General features: G+C 75.2%; 14 protein-coding genes. 9 read left to right on the top strand and 5 right to left on the bottom strand.

Features of this window, described 5'->3' with window-relative positions:
* Positions 1–24: 24 nt before the first annotated feature.
* On the bottom strand, positions 25–1,470 hold the full coding sequence (locus ACIA8Q_RS01935; protein WP_396316601.1) for a class I adenylate-forming enzyme family protein: 1,446 nt from the start codon (positions 1,468–1,470) through the stop codon (positions 25–27).
* A gap of 174 nt (positions 1,471–1,644) precedes the next feature.
* Between ACIA8Q_RS01935 and ACIA8Q_RS01930 the strand changes: the two genes are divergently transcribed.
* The 4 genes from ACIA8Q_RS01930 (at position 1,645) to ACIA8Q_RS01915 (ending at position 6,005) form a co-directional block, all read left to right on the top strand.
* The gene (locus ACIA8Q_RS01930; protein ID WP_387900123.1) at positions 1,645–2,745 is read left to right on the top strand and encodes an alpha-hydroxy acid oxidase; all 1,101 of its coding nucleotides are present in this window, start codon (positions 1,645–1,647) and stop codon (positions 2,743–2,745) included.
* A gap of 41 nt (positions 2,746–2,786) precedes the next feature.
* The gene (locus ACIA8Q_RS01925) at positions 2,787–3,581 is read left to right on the top strand and encodes a methyltransferase domain-containing protein (RefSeq protein WP_360221836.1); all 795 of its coding nucleotides are present in this window, start codon (positions 2,787–2,789) and stop codon (positions 3,579–3,581) included.
* A 175-nt stretch (positions 3,582–3,756) separates the two neighbouring features.
* Positions 3,757–4,692, top strand: coding sequence for an alpha/beta hydrolase (locus ACIA8Q_RS01920; protein WP_360221833.1), 936 nt, complete (start codon positions 3,757–3,759; stop codon positions 4,690–4,692).
* Positions 4,689–6,005, top strand: coding sequence for a PLP-dependent aminotransferase family protein (locus ACIA8Q_RS01915; RefSeq protein WP_387900126.1), 1,317 nt, complete (start codon positions 4,689–4,691; stop codon positions 6,003–6,005). Before ACIA8Q_RS01920 ends, ACIA8Q_RS01915 begins: the two co-directional genes overlap by 4 nt.
* A 129-nt stretch (positions 6,006–6,134) precedes the next feature.
* Here ACIA8Q_RS01915 and ACIA8Q_RS01910 read toward each other — a convergent pair whose 3' ends face one another.
* The 4 genes from ACIA8Q_RS01910 to ACIA8Q_RS01895 form a co-directional block, all read right to left on the bottom strand.
* Positions 6,135–6,899, bottom strand: coding sequence for an ABC transporter permease (locus ACIA8Q_RS01910; protein ID WP_360206562.1), 765 nt, complete (start codon positions 6,897–6,899; stop codon positions 6,135–6,137).
* Between the two features lie 22 nt (positions 6,900–6,921).
* Positions 6,922–7,929, bottom strand: coding sequence for an ATP-binding cassette domain-containing protein (locus tag ACIA8Q_RS01905; RefSeq protein ID WP_360206560.1), 1,008 nt, complete (start codon positions 7,927–7,929; stop codon positions 6,922–6,924).
* A gap of 192 nt (positions 7,930–8,121) precedes the next feature.
* On the bottom strand, positions 8,122–9,282 hold the full coding sequence (locus ACIA8Q_RS01900; protein ID WP_360206557.1) for a glycosyltransferase: 1,161 nt from the start codon (positions 9,280–9,282) through the stop codon (positions 8,122–8,124).
* Positions 9,279–9,533 (bottom strand): hypothetical protein, encoded by a 255-nt coding sequence (locus tag ACIA8Q_RS01895; protein ID WP_360206554.1) that lies wholly within the window; start codon positions 9,531–9,533, stop codon positions 9,279–9,281. Before ACIA8Q_RS01895 ends, ACIA8Q_RS01900 begins: the two co-directional genes overlap by 4 nt.
* Before the next feature lie 321 nt (positions 9,534–9,854).
* On the opposite strand from ACIA8Q_RS01895, the gene ACIA8Q_RS01890 reads away from it, so the two are divergent.
* From ACIA8Q_RS01890 to ACIA8Q_RS01870, 5 genes are all read left to right on the top strand, one after another.
* The gene (locus ACIA8Q_RS01890; RefSeq protein WP_360206551.1) at positions 9,855–10,787 is read left to right on the top strand and encodes a 3-oxoacyl-[acyl-carrier-protein] synthase III C-terminal domain-containing protein; all 933 of its coding nucleotides are present in this window, start codon (positions 9,855–9,857) and stop codon (positions 10,785–10,787) included.
* An 86-nt stretch (positions 10,788–10,873) separates the two neighbouring features.
* Entirely contained in the window at positions 10,874–11,164 is a 291-nt protein-coding gene (locus tag ACIA8Q_RS01885; RefSeq protein ID WP_360206549.1) for a phosphopantetheine-binding protein, read from the top strand.
* Positions 11,165–11,168: 4 nt separating this feature from the next.
* On the top strand, positions 11,169–11,948 hold the full coding sequence (locus ACIA8Q_RS01880) for a hypothetical protein (protein ID WP_396316600.1): 780 nt from the start codon (positions 11,169–11,171) through the stop codon (positions 11,946–11,948).
* 134 nt (positions 11,949–12,082) lie between these two features.
* On the top strand, positions 12,083–12,709 hold the full coding sequence (locus tag ACIA8Q_RS01875) for a 4'-phosphopantetheinyl transferase family protein (protein ID WP_396316599.1): 627 nt from the start codon (positions 12,083–12,085) through the stop codon (positions 12,707–12,709).
* Between the two features lie 192 nt (positions 12,710–12,901).
* Positions 12,902–14,698 carry a condensation domain-containing protein gene (locus ACIA8Q_RS01870; RefSeq protein ID WP_396316598.1) on the top strand — a complete coding sequence of 599 codons (1,797 nt, stop codon included), beginning with the start codon at positions 12,902–12,904 and terminating at the stop codon, positions 14,696–14,698.
* Positions 14,699–14,716 lie beyond the last annotated feature (18 nt).

Below are 14,716 nucleotides of genomic sequence, written 5' to 3'. Positions count from 1 at the left end.
GCGCGGTGCGCGCGCCGGGGCGGTTCAGCGCGCGGCGGTGGCCGCGGCCGTGGCGGTGGTGCGCAGCGCGGCCGGGTCGCGCAGCAGCTTTCCGGTGGCGGTGCGGGGCAGTTGCGCCAGCAGGGCGATCCGCCGCGGCCGCTTGTAGGCGGCGAGCCGGCGGGCCAGCCCGTCCTGGACGAGGGCGAGGTCGGCGTCGGGTTCGGTGGCGAGGTAGGCCTCGATCGCGCCGTCCTCGAAGACCACCACGGCCTCGCGGACCTCCGGCAGTGCGGTGAGGGTCTGCTCGACCTCGGTGAGGTCGACCTTGAGCCCGCCGATCGAGACCTGGGAGTCCAGCCGGCCGAGCACGGTGACCCGGCCGGTGGCCCGGTCCAGCTCGGCCGCGTCCCGGGTGTGCAGCCAGCCCTCCGACCAGCGGGTCGGGTCGTCCAGCCCCGGGTACGGCGAGGCCGGCGCGCCGATCTGCAGCTCGCCCGCGACCATCCGCAGCCGCATCCCGTGGACGGGCTGCTTGGCGGGGTGGAGCGTGCCGGACAGGTCGGTGGCGATGACCCCGGTTTCGGTCATCCCGTACATGGTGCCGAGCGGGACGCCGTAGCGGCCGGTGAACAGCGCGGGCAGGCCCGGTCGGACCAGCTCGCCCGCCACGATCATCCGGCGCAGCTGCGGCAGCCTCGGCGGAGCGGCCGCGCCGGCCAGCAGCTCGGCGTGGAAGGGCACTCCGACGAGGGTGGTCGGCCGGTCGCCGACGGCGACGGCCGCGAGGATGCCCGCCGCCGTCATCCGTTCCGGCACGGTGACCGCGGCGCGGGCGTGCAGACCGTTGAGCAGTCCGCCGACCAGGCCGAGCACGTGCACCACCGAGGACAGCAGGACGACCCGTTCGCCTTCGCCGGGGAACTCCTCCAGCCTGCGGTAGCAGTCGAGTTCGCGGAGCAGGTCGCTGGCGGTGCGGGCGATGACCTTGGCCGGTCCGGTGGATCCGGAGCTCAGCTGGATCAGCGCGTGCCCGCTGCGGGCCGGGAGCCCGTCCGGCAGGCGGACGGCCACCGGCTCCACCTCGGAGAAGCCGCGCAGCGCCGCCGCGGGCCGGTGAGCGGAGCCTAGCAGCACCTGCGGGGCCAGCCGCGCCACCGCCGAGTCGACCTCGTGGTCGGTCAACCGGTGATCGAGCAGGGCGACTTGGGCGCCGAGCCGCCAGCATGCCAGCAGCGCGGCGACGAACGCCACCGAGGGCGGCAGCCGCAGTGCGGCGGTGCCGCCCGGTTCGAGCCCGGCCGCGGCGAGCCGCTCGGCCTGGTCGTCGACCAGGGCGCGCAGGGCGTCCCGGTCGATCGGTGCTCCGAGGTGCAGGCACTCCTCGCCCCCGGGGCCGGCCAGCAGCAGCCGGTCGACCCAGGAGTCCGGGGCGTCGGCGTGCGGCGGTTCGGAGGGCGGAAGTGAGGAGGGGGAAAAGCGGGTCAACACCACTCCACGCAAGTGAGGGGATTTGACATGAACGCCGTTCACAACCAAAACGGTCAATTCCGTTGCCAGACCATTGCACAGACGATTGGTCAAATCAAGGTCTATACCAATGTGCCGGTTGCTCCTACGCTGCCGACCGGGACCGGCCCGCGCGTGGCCGTCCGGGAATCGAGGATGCCCGTGGGAGAACTCACGCTGGCCGGGATCGAGCGCGCCGCGCGCACGCACCTTCCCCCGGAAATCTGGGACTTCATCGAAGGCGGCAGCGGAGCGGAACGCACCCTGGCGGCGAACCGGGAAATGTTCGCACGCTATGCGCTGCGCCCGCGCACGATGGTCGACGTCTCGTCCTGCTCGCCCGCGCTGACCCTGCTCGGCACCCCGCTCGCCCTCCCGGTCGGGATCGCCCCGATGGCCTACCACCGGCTGGTCGATCCCGCGGGAGAGACGGCCACCGCCCGCGCCGCCGGCCGCGCCGGCGCCCTGCTGGTCGCCGCGATGTTCGCCAGCCGCACGCTGGAGGAGATCGCCGCCGCCGCCACCGGTCCGCTCTGGCTCCAGCTGTACTGGCTGCGTGAACGCGCCGCGCTCGCCGCCCTGGTCGAACGCGCCGAGGCGGCCGGCTACCGGGCGCTCGTCCTCACCGTCGACGCCCCCCGGATCGGCCGCCGGCTGCGCGACCTGCGCAACGGCTTCGCCATCCCGCCGGGCGTGCGCGCCGTCAACCTGGACCCGGCCCTGATGTCCGCCAGCCACCGTGCGAGTGGCGGCAGTTCGGGCATCGCCGAGCACGCCCGCCAGCAGTTCGACCCCACCCTGACCTGGGCCGACCTGGCCTGGCTGCGCGAGCGCACCCGGCTGCCACTGGTCCTGAAGGGCGTGCTGACCGCCGAGGACGCCCGGCTCGCCGCCGAACACGGCGTCGACGCCGTCCTGGTCTCCAACCACGGCGGCCGACAACTCGACGGCGCCCTGCCCGCCCTGGCCGCACTGCCCGAGGTCGTCGACGCGGTGCCGGCCGACCTGCCGGTGCTGCTCGACGGCGGCGTGCGCACCGGCACCGACGTCGCCCTCGCCCTCGCCCTCGGCGCCCGCGCCGTCCTGGTCGGCCGGCCGGTGTTCTGGGGCCTGGCCACCGGAGGCGAAGCAGGCGTGCACCACGTCCTCGACCTGCTGCGCGAGGAACTCGAGCACACCATGGCCCTGTTGGGGCGCCCCCGGCTCGCCGACCTGGACCGCACCGTCCTCGCCCCCTGGCCCTGTCCGGTCGGCTGAACCGCGCACCGCCCGCACCACGTCGTCAAAGGAAGAGAGCCATGACCGAACCGCGCCCGACCACCGCCCGACCCGACCCCTTCCCCGGCTGGGACTGGGACGACCCCGACGACCTCGCCACCCGCCTGGACGCCTTCAGCGCGCAGGTCGCCACCTGCGACAAGCTCGCGGCGCACCCCGGCGGGCTGCCCCGCGACCACGCCGGACTGCGTGAACTCGGCATCACCGGGATCGAGTTCGCCGCCTTCCGGACCGACCACCCGGAGGGCCTGGGCACCGACCTCGCCACCCTGCGCAGCCCCTCGGCGGCCACCGAACCCGGCACCCTCTACCGGGTCGACGGCGACCGCTGGTTCACCCAGCTCGACATCGGCCGCCCGCTGCCCCTCGCCGACGCCAGCGTCGACTGGGTGTACGCCGAGCACCTCATCGAGCACGTCACCATGCCCGTCGCCGTCGGCTGGCTGCGGGAGGTCCACCGCGTGCTGCGCCCCGGCGGGGTGCTCCGCCTCACCACCCCCGACCTGGCCCGCTACCTGGTCGGCTACGCCACCGGTGACGGCTTCCTCGCCAAACACCGCCGCCGCCTCACCACCCTCGGCTTCGGCCCGCCGATGCCCGCCCGCCCGGCCTTCCTGGTCAACCAGATCTTCCGCCACTACGGGCACCAGTGGATCTACGACCTCGACGAGCTGCGCCACGTCCTCACCCTGGCCGGCTTCGAGGCCGGACGGATCCGCCCCTGCGCCTACCGCCAGGGCGTGCGGCCCGACGTCGCCGACCTCGACACCGCGTTCCGCACCGACGAGACCGTCTACGTCGAGGCCGACCGCTGACCGGCAGCCGCTGATCGCCGGCCGCCTCCCGCTGACCGCTGGAAGCCGACCGCTGGCCGCCGGCCGAGCGGCGGCCCGACGTCGCCGGCAGGCCGTCCGCGGCGACGCCGCCCGCCGGCGGCCCCGGCGGCGCCCCGAACCCGTACCGACTCCGCACCGAACGGGACCCACCCCCATGCCCCTGCACCCCCAGGCCGAGGCCCTGCGCGCCCGGCGCGCGAGCAGCGGCGCACCGCCGCTCTACACCCTCACCCTTGCCGAGGCCCGCGCCGCCGACCTCGCCGACATCCGCGCCGCCGCCGGCACCCCCGAACCGGTCGCCGCCGTGGAGGAGCACCGCATCCCCGGCCCCGGCGGCGAGCTCGCCCTGCGGCTCTACCGCCCCGAACCGCCCGGCCGGCCGCTGCCCGCCCTGCTCTACCTGTTCGGCGGCGGCTGGACGCTCGGCTCGCCCGACACCAGCGACGCGATCTGCCGCCGGCTGACCGCCGAGGTCGGCTGCGTCACCGCCTCCGTCGGCTACCGGCTGGCCCCCGAGCACCCCTTCCCCGCCGCCGTCCACGACTGCCGCGCCGCGCTGGCCTGGCTCGCCGGGAACGCCGGGCGGCTCGGCGTCGACCCCGACCGGCTCGCCGTCGGCGGAGACAGCGCCGGAGGCAACCTCACCGCGGCCGTCACCCTCCTCGCCCGCGACGAGGGCGGCCCGGCCCTGCGCCACCAGCTGCTCGTCTACCCCAACACCGACCACGCCGCCGACACCCCGTCGCTGGCCGAGCACGACGACCCGCTGCTCTTCAACCGCCGCTCGGTCGCCTGGTACTGGGGCCACTACCTGGCCGACCCGGCCGACGGCGCCCACCCGCACGCCTCCCCGCTGCGCGCCCCCGACCTGGCCGGGCTGCCGCCCGCGACCGTCATCACCGCCGAGTACGACCCGCTGCGCGACGAGGGCGAGCAGTACGCCCGGGCGCTGCGCGCGGCCGGCGTCCCGGTGGACGAGCGCCGCTACGCGGGCATGCCGCACGGCTTCTTCGCCATGACCGGCACCCTGGACGCCGCCGCCGACGCCCAGCACTACGCCGCCGGCCGGCTGCGCGAGGCCCTGCGGTGAGCGCCGCCGACCGGCCCGTCCCGCTGCCGCTCGGCGAACTGCACGCCTCGCTCGCCGACCCGCTGCTGGACGCGATGACCTTCCTCAACGAGGTCACCACGCGCTACCCCGACGCCGTCTCCTTCGCCCCCGGCCGCCCCTACGAGGGCTTCTTCGAACCCGAGGACGTCACCGCCCACCTGGACGCCTACCTGGCCCACCTCGCCGAACGCGGCCTGGACCGGGACGCCGTGCGCACCCGGCTCTTCCAGTACGGGCCCACCAAGGGCGTCGTCAACGACCTGGTCGCCCGCACCCTCGCCCACGACGAGGGCCTGAGCGTCGACCCCGAGGCCCTGGTGCTCACCGTCGGCGCCCAGGAGGGCATGCTGCTCGTGCTGCGCGCCCTGTGCGCCACCCCGGACGACGTCCTGCTGGTCAGCTCGCCCTGCTACGTCGGCGTCACCGGCGCCGCCCGGCTGCTCGACCTGACCACCCTGCCGGTGCCCGAGGGCCCGGGCGGCGGGCCCGACCCGCAGGCCGTCCGGGCCGCCGCGAAGGCCGTGCGGGCCGACGGCCGGCGTCCGCGCGCCCTCTACGTCGTCCCGGACTTCGCCAACCCCTCCGGCACCAGCATGCCGGTGGCCGCCCGCACCGCCCTGCTGGACGCCGCCGCGGCGGAGGGCCTGCTGGTCGTCGAGGACAACCCGTACGGCTTCTTCGCCCGCGACCCGGGGGAGCGGCCGACCCTCAAGGCGCTCGACCGCCGCCGCCAGGTCGTCTACCTCGGCTCCTTCGCCAAGACCTGCTTCCCCGGCGCCCGGCTCGGCTACGTGGTCGCGGACCAGGAGGTGGCGGGGCCCGGCGGGCGCCGCACCCTGCTCGCCGACGAGCTGGCCAAGCTCAAGAGCATGACGACGGTCAACACGCCCGCGCTCAGCCAGGCCGTCGTGGCCGGCATGCTGCTGCGCCACGACTGCCGGCTGCGCGCCGCCAACGCCCCCGCCACGGCCCACTACGCGGCCGGCATGGACACCCTGCTACGGGAGCTGGACCGGCACTTCCCGGCCTCCGAGCGGCGCCGGCTCGGGGTCTCCTGGAACCGACCCGAGGGCGGCTTCTTCGCCGTGCTGACGGTGCCCTTCACCGCCGACGACGCGGCGATGGAGCACTGCGCCCGCGCGTACGGGGTGCTCTGGACGCCGATGGCGCCGTTCTACCCGGCGGGGGGCGGGGAACGGCGGCTGCGGCTGTCGATCAGCTCGCTGACGCAGGCGCAGATCATCGACGGCGTGGCCAAGCTGGCCGCGTTCATCGGGTCCGCCACCGGCTGAGGACCGTACGGGCCGAAGGGGTGAAGGGGAGGGGCCCGGCTCGCGAGCCGGGCCCCTCCCCATCACCCCTCTTCCCCGTCGTGCCGGGGGCTTCCCCGCTGTGCCGGGGTTCCGCGCAGTGCCTGGCGCTCAGCGCACCCGGGTCGAGAACAGCCGGGCCGACCAGTACACCGACAGCACGGTCATCACCGCGACGACCAGCAGGCCCTGCCAGACCGAACTGTCCCCGACGTGCCCGGAGAACAGTGCGCGCATGCCCTCCACCGCCCAGTAGAAGGGGTTCCACCTGGCCGTCTGCTGCAGCCACTCCGGCGCCAGGGTGAGCGGCAGCAGCACCCCCGACAGCAGCGCGATCGGCTGCGCGATGGTGTTCACCACCGGCGCCATCGCCGCGTCCGTCGGCACCATCAGCGCGATCCCGTAGGAGATCGCCGAGGTCATCAGCGCCAGCAGCCCGAGCAGCAGATAGGCGAGCAACAGGTTCAGCGGGCTGACCCGGAGCCCGAACGGCAGCGCGATCAGGGTGATCAGGACGGCCTGCACCAGCAGCGCCACCATCTCCCGCATCGCCCGGCCGAGCAGCAGCGCGAGCCGGCTCACCGGGGTCACCCTGGACCGCTCGATGATGCCGGCCTTCAGCTCGCCGAGCAGGCTGAAGCCGGTGAACAGCCCGCCGAAGATGCAGAGCACCGCCAACAGGCCCGGCACGTAGACCTGGTAGGCGTCGGCATAGCTGCTCGCGCCGTCCGGGGCGAGCACCTTCTTCAACAGCGGGGCGAACAGCAGCAGGTAGAACACGGGCTGGATGATGCCGACGGCGATCCAGACCGGGGTGCGGATCATCAGCAGCAGCTGGCGCTGGAAGACCAGCCAGGTGTCGCGGGCGAGCTTCATGGTCTCCCCAGGGGTGGGCGGGTCAGGACTGCTGGAGCGATCGGCCGGTGCGGGCCAGGAACACGTCGTCCAGGCTGGGCCGCTGGAGCTGCACGGTGCCGGGCGTCACACCGGCCCCGTCCAGGGCGCGCAGCAGCTGCGGGATGGCGGCGGCGCCGTCGTCCAGGTAGAGCCGCAGTCCGTCCTCGCCCTCGACCTCCAGGCGGTGCAGGTAGGGCTGCGGGCGCAGCACCCGGGCGGCGCGTTCGGCGGCGCCTTCGGCGGGCTCCAGCCCGACCAGCACGACGTCGCCGGAGATCTCGCGCTTGAGCGCCTCGGGCGTGCCCTCGGCGACCACCCGGCCGTGGTCGACGATCGCCACCCGGTCGCAGAGCGCGTCGGCCTCGTCGAGGTAGTGGGTGGTGACCACGACCGTCATGCCCTCGGTGCGCAGCCGGCGGATCTCCTCCCAGACGTACGCCCGGCTGGCCGGGTCGAGCCCGACGGTGGGCTCGTCCAGGAACAGCACCCGCGGCTCGTGGATGACGCCGAGCGCGATGTCCACCCGCCGGCGCTGGCCGCCGGAGTAGGTGGCGCACGGCCGGTCGCCGAACTCGCCCAGGTCGAAGGCCTTGAGCGCGTCCTCGGCGGCCCGGACGGCCCGCGCCTTGGGGGCGCCGTACATCCGGGCCTGGAGCACGAGTTCCTCGCGCGCGCTGACGCCGTCGGTGGTGCCGCCGCCCTGGGCGACGTAGCCGATCCGGCGGCGGACACCGGCCGGGTCGGTGAACAGGTCCGCCCCGGCGATGGTGGCCCGGCCGCCGTCGGGGCGGATCAGGGTGGCCAGCATGCGCAGGGTGGTGGTCTTCCCGGCGCCGTTGGGCCCGAGGAAGCCGTAGATCTCGCCTGCGGCGACGGACAGGTCGATGCCGCGGACGGCGTCGACGGTGGGGTCCTCCGCGCTCTTGCGGGAGGTCTTCTTGCGGTAGGACTTGCGCAGTCCCGTGGTCTCGATCAACCGGAACTCCCGTGCGGGGATGGGCTCTGCCACGGCACCTGGGAAGGCGGTGCTCGGCACCTGCGATGGCGGTGCTGCGCGCCACCCTAGGGTGAACCCCGGCCTGGAAACAATGGCCTAGACCAATGGACGTGTGATCACCCGGTCTGCTAGGGCGCCCCGGCCCGTGCCCACCTGACGCGGGCTCAAGCCCTGGAACCGGGGGGTGTGTGGTGCCGGGACGGCTCAGGGCGCCAGCGCCTCCAGGCGGTCCGCCGCCGCCACCGCACCGCCCCCGGCCAGCAGGGCCCGGCCGGCCCGTCCGGCGTTCTCCCGCAGGCCGGGGGCCTCCAGCGCCTCCCGCAGGGCCACGGCCAGCCGCTCCGGCCCGACCCGGGCGAAGGGCACCCGCAGACCGGCCCCGGCCGCCACCACCTGCGCCGCGACGAAGGGCTGGTCGTGCCGGATCGGCGCGGTGACCAGCGGCAGGCCGTGCGCCAGGGCCTCGCCCACGGTGTTCATCCCGCCGTGGCAGAGCACGGCGTCCAGCTCCCCGCGGCCCATCAGCTCCAGCACCGGCGCCCGGTCCACCAGGACCGCCCCGGCCGGCAGCGCGGGCAACGAGGGCAGCAGGTCGCGCGGAGCCGCGATCACCGGCTGGACGTCCGGCCCGCACAGCGCCAGCGCCCGCGCGGCCCGGGCGTGGAAGTCCGCACCCAGTTCGCCCGCCAGCGTGCCCATGGTGACCAGTACCCGCCGCCGGCCCGGCAGAAGCCGCCCCCACGGGAAGTCCGGGTCGGCCGGGCGTGCCGGCAACACCGGCCCGACCAGGGCGTGCTCCGGTGGCGGGGCCGGGTCGCCGGTGAGCGCGGGGCCCGTGGTCGCCAGCACCAGGGCGGGGGAGAAGCGCGGGTCCAGGTACTCCTCCGCGGGCAGCCGGGCGCGCTCCCACAGTCCGCGGAGCAACCCCGTCATCCATGCCTCCACCTGCGGCAACGCCCGGTACGGACGGCCCAGTTCCATCGCGCCCGGGGCGAAGCTCGCCCACGGCAGGCCGTGCCGGTGGGCGACCAGGGCGCCCGCCGGGGTGTGCTGGTCGACCAGCAGCACGTCCGGCCGGAACTCCCGCACCACGCTGTCCAGCGGCTTCGCGGTGAACCGCGCGTACGGGACGATGAAGCCCTCCCAGAGCGAGCGCAGCGCGGCCAGCCCGTGGCCGCCCTGCGCCCGGAAGGCCCGCGTTCCGGTGCCGAGCACCACGGCGTCGGGGCCCAGCAGCGGCCGCAGCACGGACTCGGTGCCCGTCCAGGCGACCTGGTGGCCGCGGGCGGTCAGCTCGGCGGCGATGCCGGCCGCCGGGTTGACGTGCCCGGTGAGCGGGGGCATCACCAGCAGGAAACGGGTCATCGGGGGCCCTCCTCGGGGAGCAGTTCCTGCAGGTCGGCGACGGTCAGGGCCTCCAGCCCGGGCAGGTCGAGGCGAGCCCGCAGCCCGGCCAGGTCGGCGGCGGGCCCGAAACGGTCGCGCAGCGCGGCGGCGAGCGCGGCGAGTTCGCACTCGTCGAGCAGCAGGTCGCCGTCCAGCCGGGCGTGCGGGGTCAGCCGCTCGGCCCAGCCGGGCGGCGCGCCGGCCGCCTCGACGAGCAGCGCGACCAGCACGGGGTGCGGCCTGTCGGCGTCCGGTGGTGCTGCAAGGGCTGTGCCTGCGGCGTTCGGGGCGGGGTCCGGGCCTGCGGGGTCCGGCGCTTCGGGGCCCGGGCCCGCGGCGGGCTGCGGCGTTCGGGGGGTCAACGGTTCGACGGGGTGCGGTGGTTCACGGTCCGGCATGGGTGGCTCCCACCTGCTCGACGGCACGGGGGTGAGGCGCGACGGCGCCGGGGCGAGGGCGTCGGCCTGCGGCGACGGCCCCGGGGGCGAACGCGACGGGGAATGGCCCGAGATCACTTGTGCGACCCGGCGGGCGTCGGAATACTAGCCCGCGTGACAGCACTGGAGGCAGTGGCCGTTCACCTCCCCCCGCACGCCGTGCCCATCGAGGCGGTTGGTGAGCGGATCGGCCTGACCCCACGTCAACTTCGTCTCTTCCGCCGCTTCCACGGCCTGGACCAGCTGCGTCTGGACCCGGCCGGGACGCTGCCCGACCTGCTCGAAGCCGCCCTGGACGACCTGCCGGAGCTGCGTGGACGCGAGCGGCACGTCCGCTTCGTGATCCACGCCCGCAGCATGCCGGTGGCGGTGCCCTACCCGCTCAACCCCCTGCACGACCTGTTGGCCGGGCGCGGCCTGGCCCACGCGAACGCCTTCACCGTGACCCACCACGCCTGTGCGGTGGGCCTGCTGGCCATCGACCTGGCCGGCCGGCTGCTGGCCGGCGACCCCGACCCGGAGGCGCTGGCGCTCGTTCTGGCCGGTGAGAAGACCTTCACCAAGGACGCCCAGGTGGTGCCCGAGACGGGCATCTTCGCCGAGGGCGCGGCCGCCTGCCTGGTGAGCGCCACGGGCGGGCGCCACCGGGTGCGCTCCTTCGTGGTGCGCCAGCGGCCGGAGTTCGACGGCCGGTTGGCCGACGACCCGGACCTGCTCGCCCGCTACCAGCGCGAGTACCCGAACGTGATGGTGGAGGCGATCGAGGCGGCCCTCGCCGAGGCCGGTCTGGACCTGTCCGACCTGGCCGCGGTGCTTCCGCACAACGTCAACCAGGCCTCCTGGCGGATGATCGCGCGTCGGATCGGCTATCCGCTCGACAAGGTGGTGCTGGACAACGTGCTGTCGGTCGGGCACAGTTTCGCTGCAGACAGCCTCATCAATCTTCACACCGCGACCACGCGGGGGCTGCTCCGCCGCGGCGACCACTACCTGATCGCCGCCGCCGGTGTCGGCGCGACCTTCTCCGCGATGGTCGTCCAGTACTGACCAGCCGTCACCCCTGCGACCGGCGTGCCGCCGGTCCCCCTTCCACTGCCACACCGCACTCCCACGTACGACGGGACGGGACACCCATGTCAGAACCTGTGGTCCAGACCACTGACCCCGAGCTGCGCGAGCGGATCCGCCACGGCATCGGCGAGCTGCTGCCCCGCGTGCTCAAGCGCGAGCTGCCGGAGATCCCGGAGAACGCCTGTCTCTTCGACGACCTCGGCCTCACCTCCGCGGGCACCATCGAACTCATCCTGGAGCTCGAGGAGTCCCTCGACATCCAGGTGGACGTCGAGCAGATCACCGAGGGCGACCTGCGCTCGGTCACCAGCCTGGCCGACTACGTCGCCGGACACGTCATCCCCGAGGACTGACCAGGTGGCCGGCCACGGCCTGCGGATCACCCGGGCGCTCGCACGGCGCTTCGACGGCCGCTCGGAGCGCTCGCTCGACCCGGACCTGCGGGTCTTCGTCTCCGACCTGGTCCGCCCGTACGGGCTGCCGCTGCGCGAGGACCTGCTGCGCGAGGGCGTCGGCCACTCCTTCGAGGAGCTGGCCGACGGCCTGCTGCGCGAGGTGCTCGCCCCGGACGAGCCCGTCGACCTGTTGATCCTGGCCTTCGACACCCCGGACGTCCGCCCCGGCGCGCCGTCCTCGCTGGCGCTCAGCCGGGCCTGCCCGGGGGCGCCGCTCGCCTACGCGGTCTGCGACCAGGGCACCGCCGCGGCCTTCACCGCGCTGCGGCTGGCCGCCGACCACCACCGCACCGGGTCCTGCCGGCGGGCGGTCGTGGTGCTCGCCGAGCAGACTGCCCTGCACTACCGGCCGGCCGGGCCGGTGGTACTGCCGCAGCGGCACTCCGCCGTCGTGCTGGTCTGCGAGGAGACCGACCGGCCGGGGATGACGGTCGATCAGCTGCCCGGCGCCGAATCGCCCTCTCGGAAGGTCCGGGCACGGGCGGCGGAGCTGGGGCCCGACGCGGCGCTGGTGCTCGGCCCCGGGCTGGACGGCGCCGAGGGGCCGGCGGCCCAGCCCTTCACCGGGGTCTGGGCCGAACTCGCCGAGCAGCTGCCCGCCTGGCGGGAGCGGCGGCGACCGGTCCTGGTGGCGGGCCTGGAGCGCCGGCTCGGCGTGCTGAGCACCCTGACCATGCCGTGACCGCCCTTCCGGCCGGCCCTCCCGGGGCCGGATCCGCGCGGGGCGGCTCGCCCCGGACCCGTCCGTCCGGGGCCGGGCCCTTCGCGACGGTGGTCGACCTCTGGACCGTCGGGGCCGACCAGCCTCCGGACGTAGTGTCCGAGCTGTGGCGACTCCTCGACGAGGACGAGCGGGCCCGGACGGCGGGGGCCGACGAGCTGCTGCGGCGGCGCTTCACGGTGGTGCGCGGCGCCGTCCGGCAGCTGGTCGGCGCACGGCTCGGCCGTCCGGCGGCGGACGTGGTCTGGCGGCGGGGGCGGCACGGCAAGCCGGAGCCGTCGGACGCCGGCCGGTTGCGGGTGAGCTGGTCGGCTTCGGGGCCGCTCGCGGTGCTGGCGGTGGCCGAGGGGCGGCAGCTCGGGGTCGACGTCGAGGGGCTGCTCGGTGGTCGGGCGGCCGGGCTGATCGCCGCGCGTCTCTTCCCCGGGGCGGATGCCCGCTACGTCGCCGCCGCGCCCACGGTGGCCGGGCGGGCGGCGCGCTGCACGGCGCTGTGGTGCCGCCGGGAGGCGTGCGTCAAGGCGTACGGCGGGCGGCTGGTCCAGTCCTTCGGGCTGCCGGTGGCGGGCCCGTCCCCGTTGCTGCTGGCGGAGCCGCGCCCGCTCGGCCGGGGGCCGCTCCGGCTCCTGGACGTGCCGGTTCCGGGGCCGTTCCGGGCTGCGCTGGCGGTCCGCGGCGATGCTCCTGTTCATGTCAACGTGCAGGCTTGGACGATGAGTTGACGTTTCATCGCATCGCAACACGTTTGGTCTGGACCAATGCGTCGGGCCGCTGGTAGCGTCCCGGGAACACCCTCTCCCGAGTCCACCCGGCTCCACCAGCTTCCCGGCTCCGAGCTCCCCGGCTCCCTCTCCGGGCTCCCCCCTCAGCCTTCTCCCGGCCCTTCCCCCGGCGAGCCGAAAGGCGCGTGCGACGTGAACCCGAACGACCCGACCCCGAAGTGTGCGACCCCGAACGACGTGACCCCGAACGGCGTGACGCCTACCGACGTGGCGCTCACCGGTGCGACCCCGACCGGTGCGACCCCGACCAGCAGGAGCGTCGAGGTCCGGTACGCGGCCCCGGGCGGCGGCTCCGGGCCGCTCACGCTCGGTCAGGACAACATGATCCGGTGCATCCGGCGCGAGGCCCCCGAGCAGATCAACAAGGAGTCGGCCTGGCCGGTCCCGGACGGCACCTCGGTGTCCGCCGGGCTGGCCGCCCTGCGCAGGCTCGTCGAGCGGCACGAGTCCCTGCGGACCTCCTTCCCGGCCGGGCCGGGGCCGGACGGCTACCCGCAGCAGCAGGTGGTCCACCCGGAGGGCCGGTTCAGCGTCACCGTGGTCGAGACGGGTGATCGCAGTGACGCCGAACTGGACATGCTCGCGGCCGAGTTCGGTCGGACGGATGTCGCCGTCGCGGTGGACCTGGCGTCCGCGCCGCGGCTGCGCTGCACCCTGCTCGCCGACGGTGAGCGGCTGCTGAGGCTGGTCGCGGTGGTCTGCCACGCCGGTGCCGACGGCGCCGCCATCGCGCTGCTGATCCAGGACTGGGTGGCGCTCGCCGCCGGCAAGGACCTTCCGCCGGTCACCGCCCCCACGCCGCTGCGGATCGCCGAGGCCGAGCGCAGCCCCCAGGGCCGCCGGCGGTCGGCCACCGCCCTGCGGCACTGGGCCAGGATCCTGACCACCGGCCCGCAGGCGGTGTTCGCCGACGCGCGGATCGCCGGCCCGCCGCACGACCTGGGGGCCGTCCTGGTCCGTTCCCGCGGCGCCGCCGCGGACCTCGCCGCGGTCTGCCGGCGCACCGGCGCGAGCCCGTCCGTGGTGCTGTTCGCGGCCTTCGCCGCCCTGGTCGCCCGCCGCGCCGGCCGCGCGGACCTGTCGATCGCCGCGCTGTCCGCGAACCGCCAGCGCGCGGCGCTGGTCGATCACGTCGGCACCCTCGCGCAGGACGCGCTGATCCGGCTGGACACCGGTGCGGCCGACTTCGACGAGCTGATCGGCCGCGCCAAGTCCGCTTCCTTCAACGGTTACTGGCACAGCACCCTGGACGCCGAGCAGGTGTGGCAGCTGGTCGAGGACGCCGCCCACGTGCGCGGGGTCCGCTTCCCCCGGCAGGTCGTGGTGAACGACCTCAGTCTGACCATCCCCACCGCCGTCGCCGACATCCAGCCCGTCCCGGCCGTCGACCCGGAGTTGACCCGGCTGCCCGCGCCGCCCCTCGGGGTCCGGCTGATGTTCACCATCCTGCGGATCAGCGGCAGCCTCGACTTCGCCCTGATCGCCTGTCCGCAGGTGCTCGACGCCGACGAGACCGACCGCTTCGCGCAGGCGCTGCTCGCCGTGCTCGCGGCCGCGGCCGACGGGCCGGTGCCGCTGCACGCGCTGCCGGGCCTCGCGGAGGTCCCGACGCCCGAGCGGGGCGAAGGGTGGCGGCCGGTCGGCGGTGCATGGGTCGACCTCGCTGCCGTCCGGGGCCTGTTGGAGGAGGCCATCGGCTCCCGGGCGTCCGTGGAAGTGACCTTCGAGAGTGGCGAGTTGGTTGCCACGCTGACGTTCTCGGGCGCGTCCGTCGAGCCCGCCGAGGTGCACCGCGCGGTGGTCGCGGCCCTGCCCGGCCGGGACACCGCGGTGGCGCCGCACCGCTACGTCGTCCGGGGGTCGGAGGGTGCCGTCGCCGGCGACGGCCGCGACCCGGAGGTCATCGCCAGGGTGGCCGCGCTCACCTGAACGGGGGAGCGGGGGCGG

It is taken from the genome of Kitasatospora sp. NPDC051705 (assembly GCF_044453265.1).
Classification (GTDB): Bacteria; Actinomycetota; Actinomycetes; order Streptomycetales; family Streptomycetaceae; genus Kitasatospora.
The sequence above is the reverse complement of the archived record's forward strand: the minus strand, read 5'-3'. Positions and strand labels throughout refer to the sequence as shown.

Excerpts from the sequence above, each read along its gene's own strand:
- ACIA8Q_RS01885 (WP_360206549.1), top strand. The coding sequence starts at position 10,874 with ATGTCAGAACCTGTGGTCCAGACCACTGACCCCGAGCTGCGCGAGCGG.
- ACIA8Q_RS01925 (WP_360221836.1), top strand. The coding sequence starts at position 2,787 with ATGACCGAACCGCGCCCGACCACCGCCCGACCCGACCCCTTCCCCGGC.
- ACIA8Q_RS01920 (WP_360221833.1), top strand. The coding sequence starts at position 3,757 with ATGCCCCTGCACCCCCAGGCCGAGGCCCTGCGCGCCCGGCGCGCGAGC.
- ACIA8Q_RS01910 (WP_360206562.1), bottom strand. The coding sequence starts at position 6,899 with ATGAAGCTCGCCCGCGACACCTGGCTGGTCTTCCAGCGCCAGCTGCTG.
- ACIA8Q_RS01900 (WP_360206557.1), bottom strand. The coding sequence starts at position 9,282 with ATGACCCGTTTCCTGCTGGTGATGCCCCCGCTCACCGGGCACGTCAAC.
- ACIA8Q_RS01930 (WP_387900123.1), top strand. The coding sequence starts at position 1,645 with ATGCCCGTGGGAGAACTCACGCTGGCCGGGATCGAGCGCGCCGCGCGC.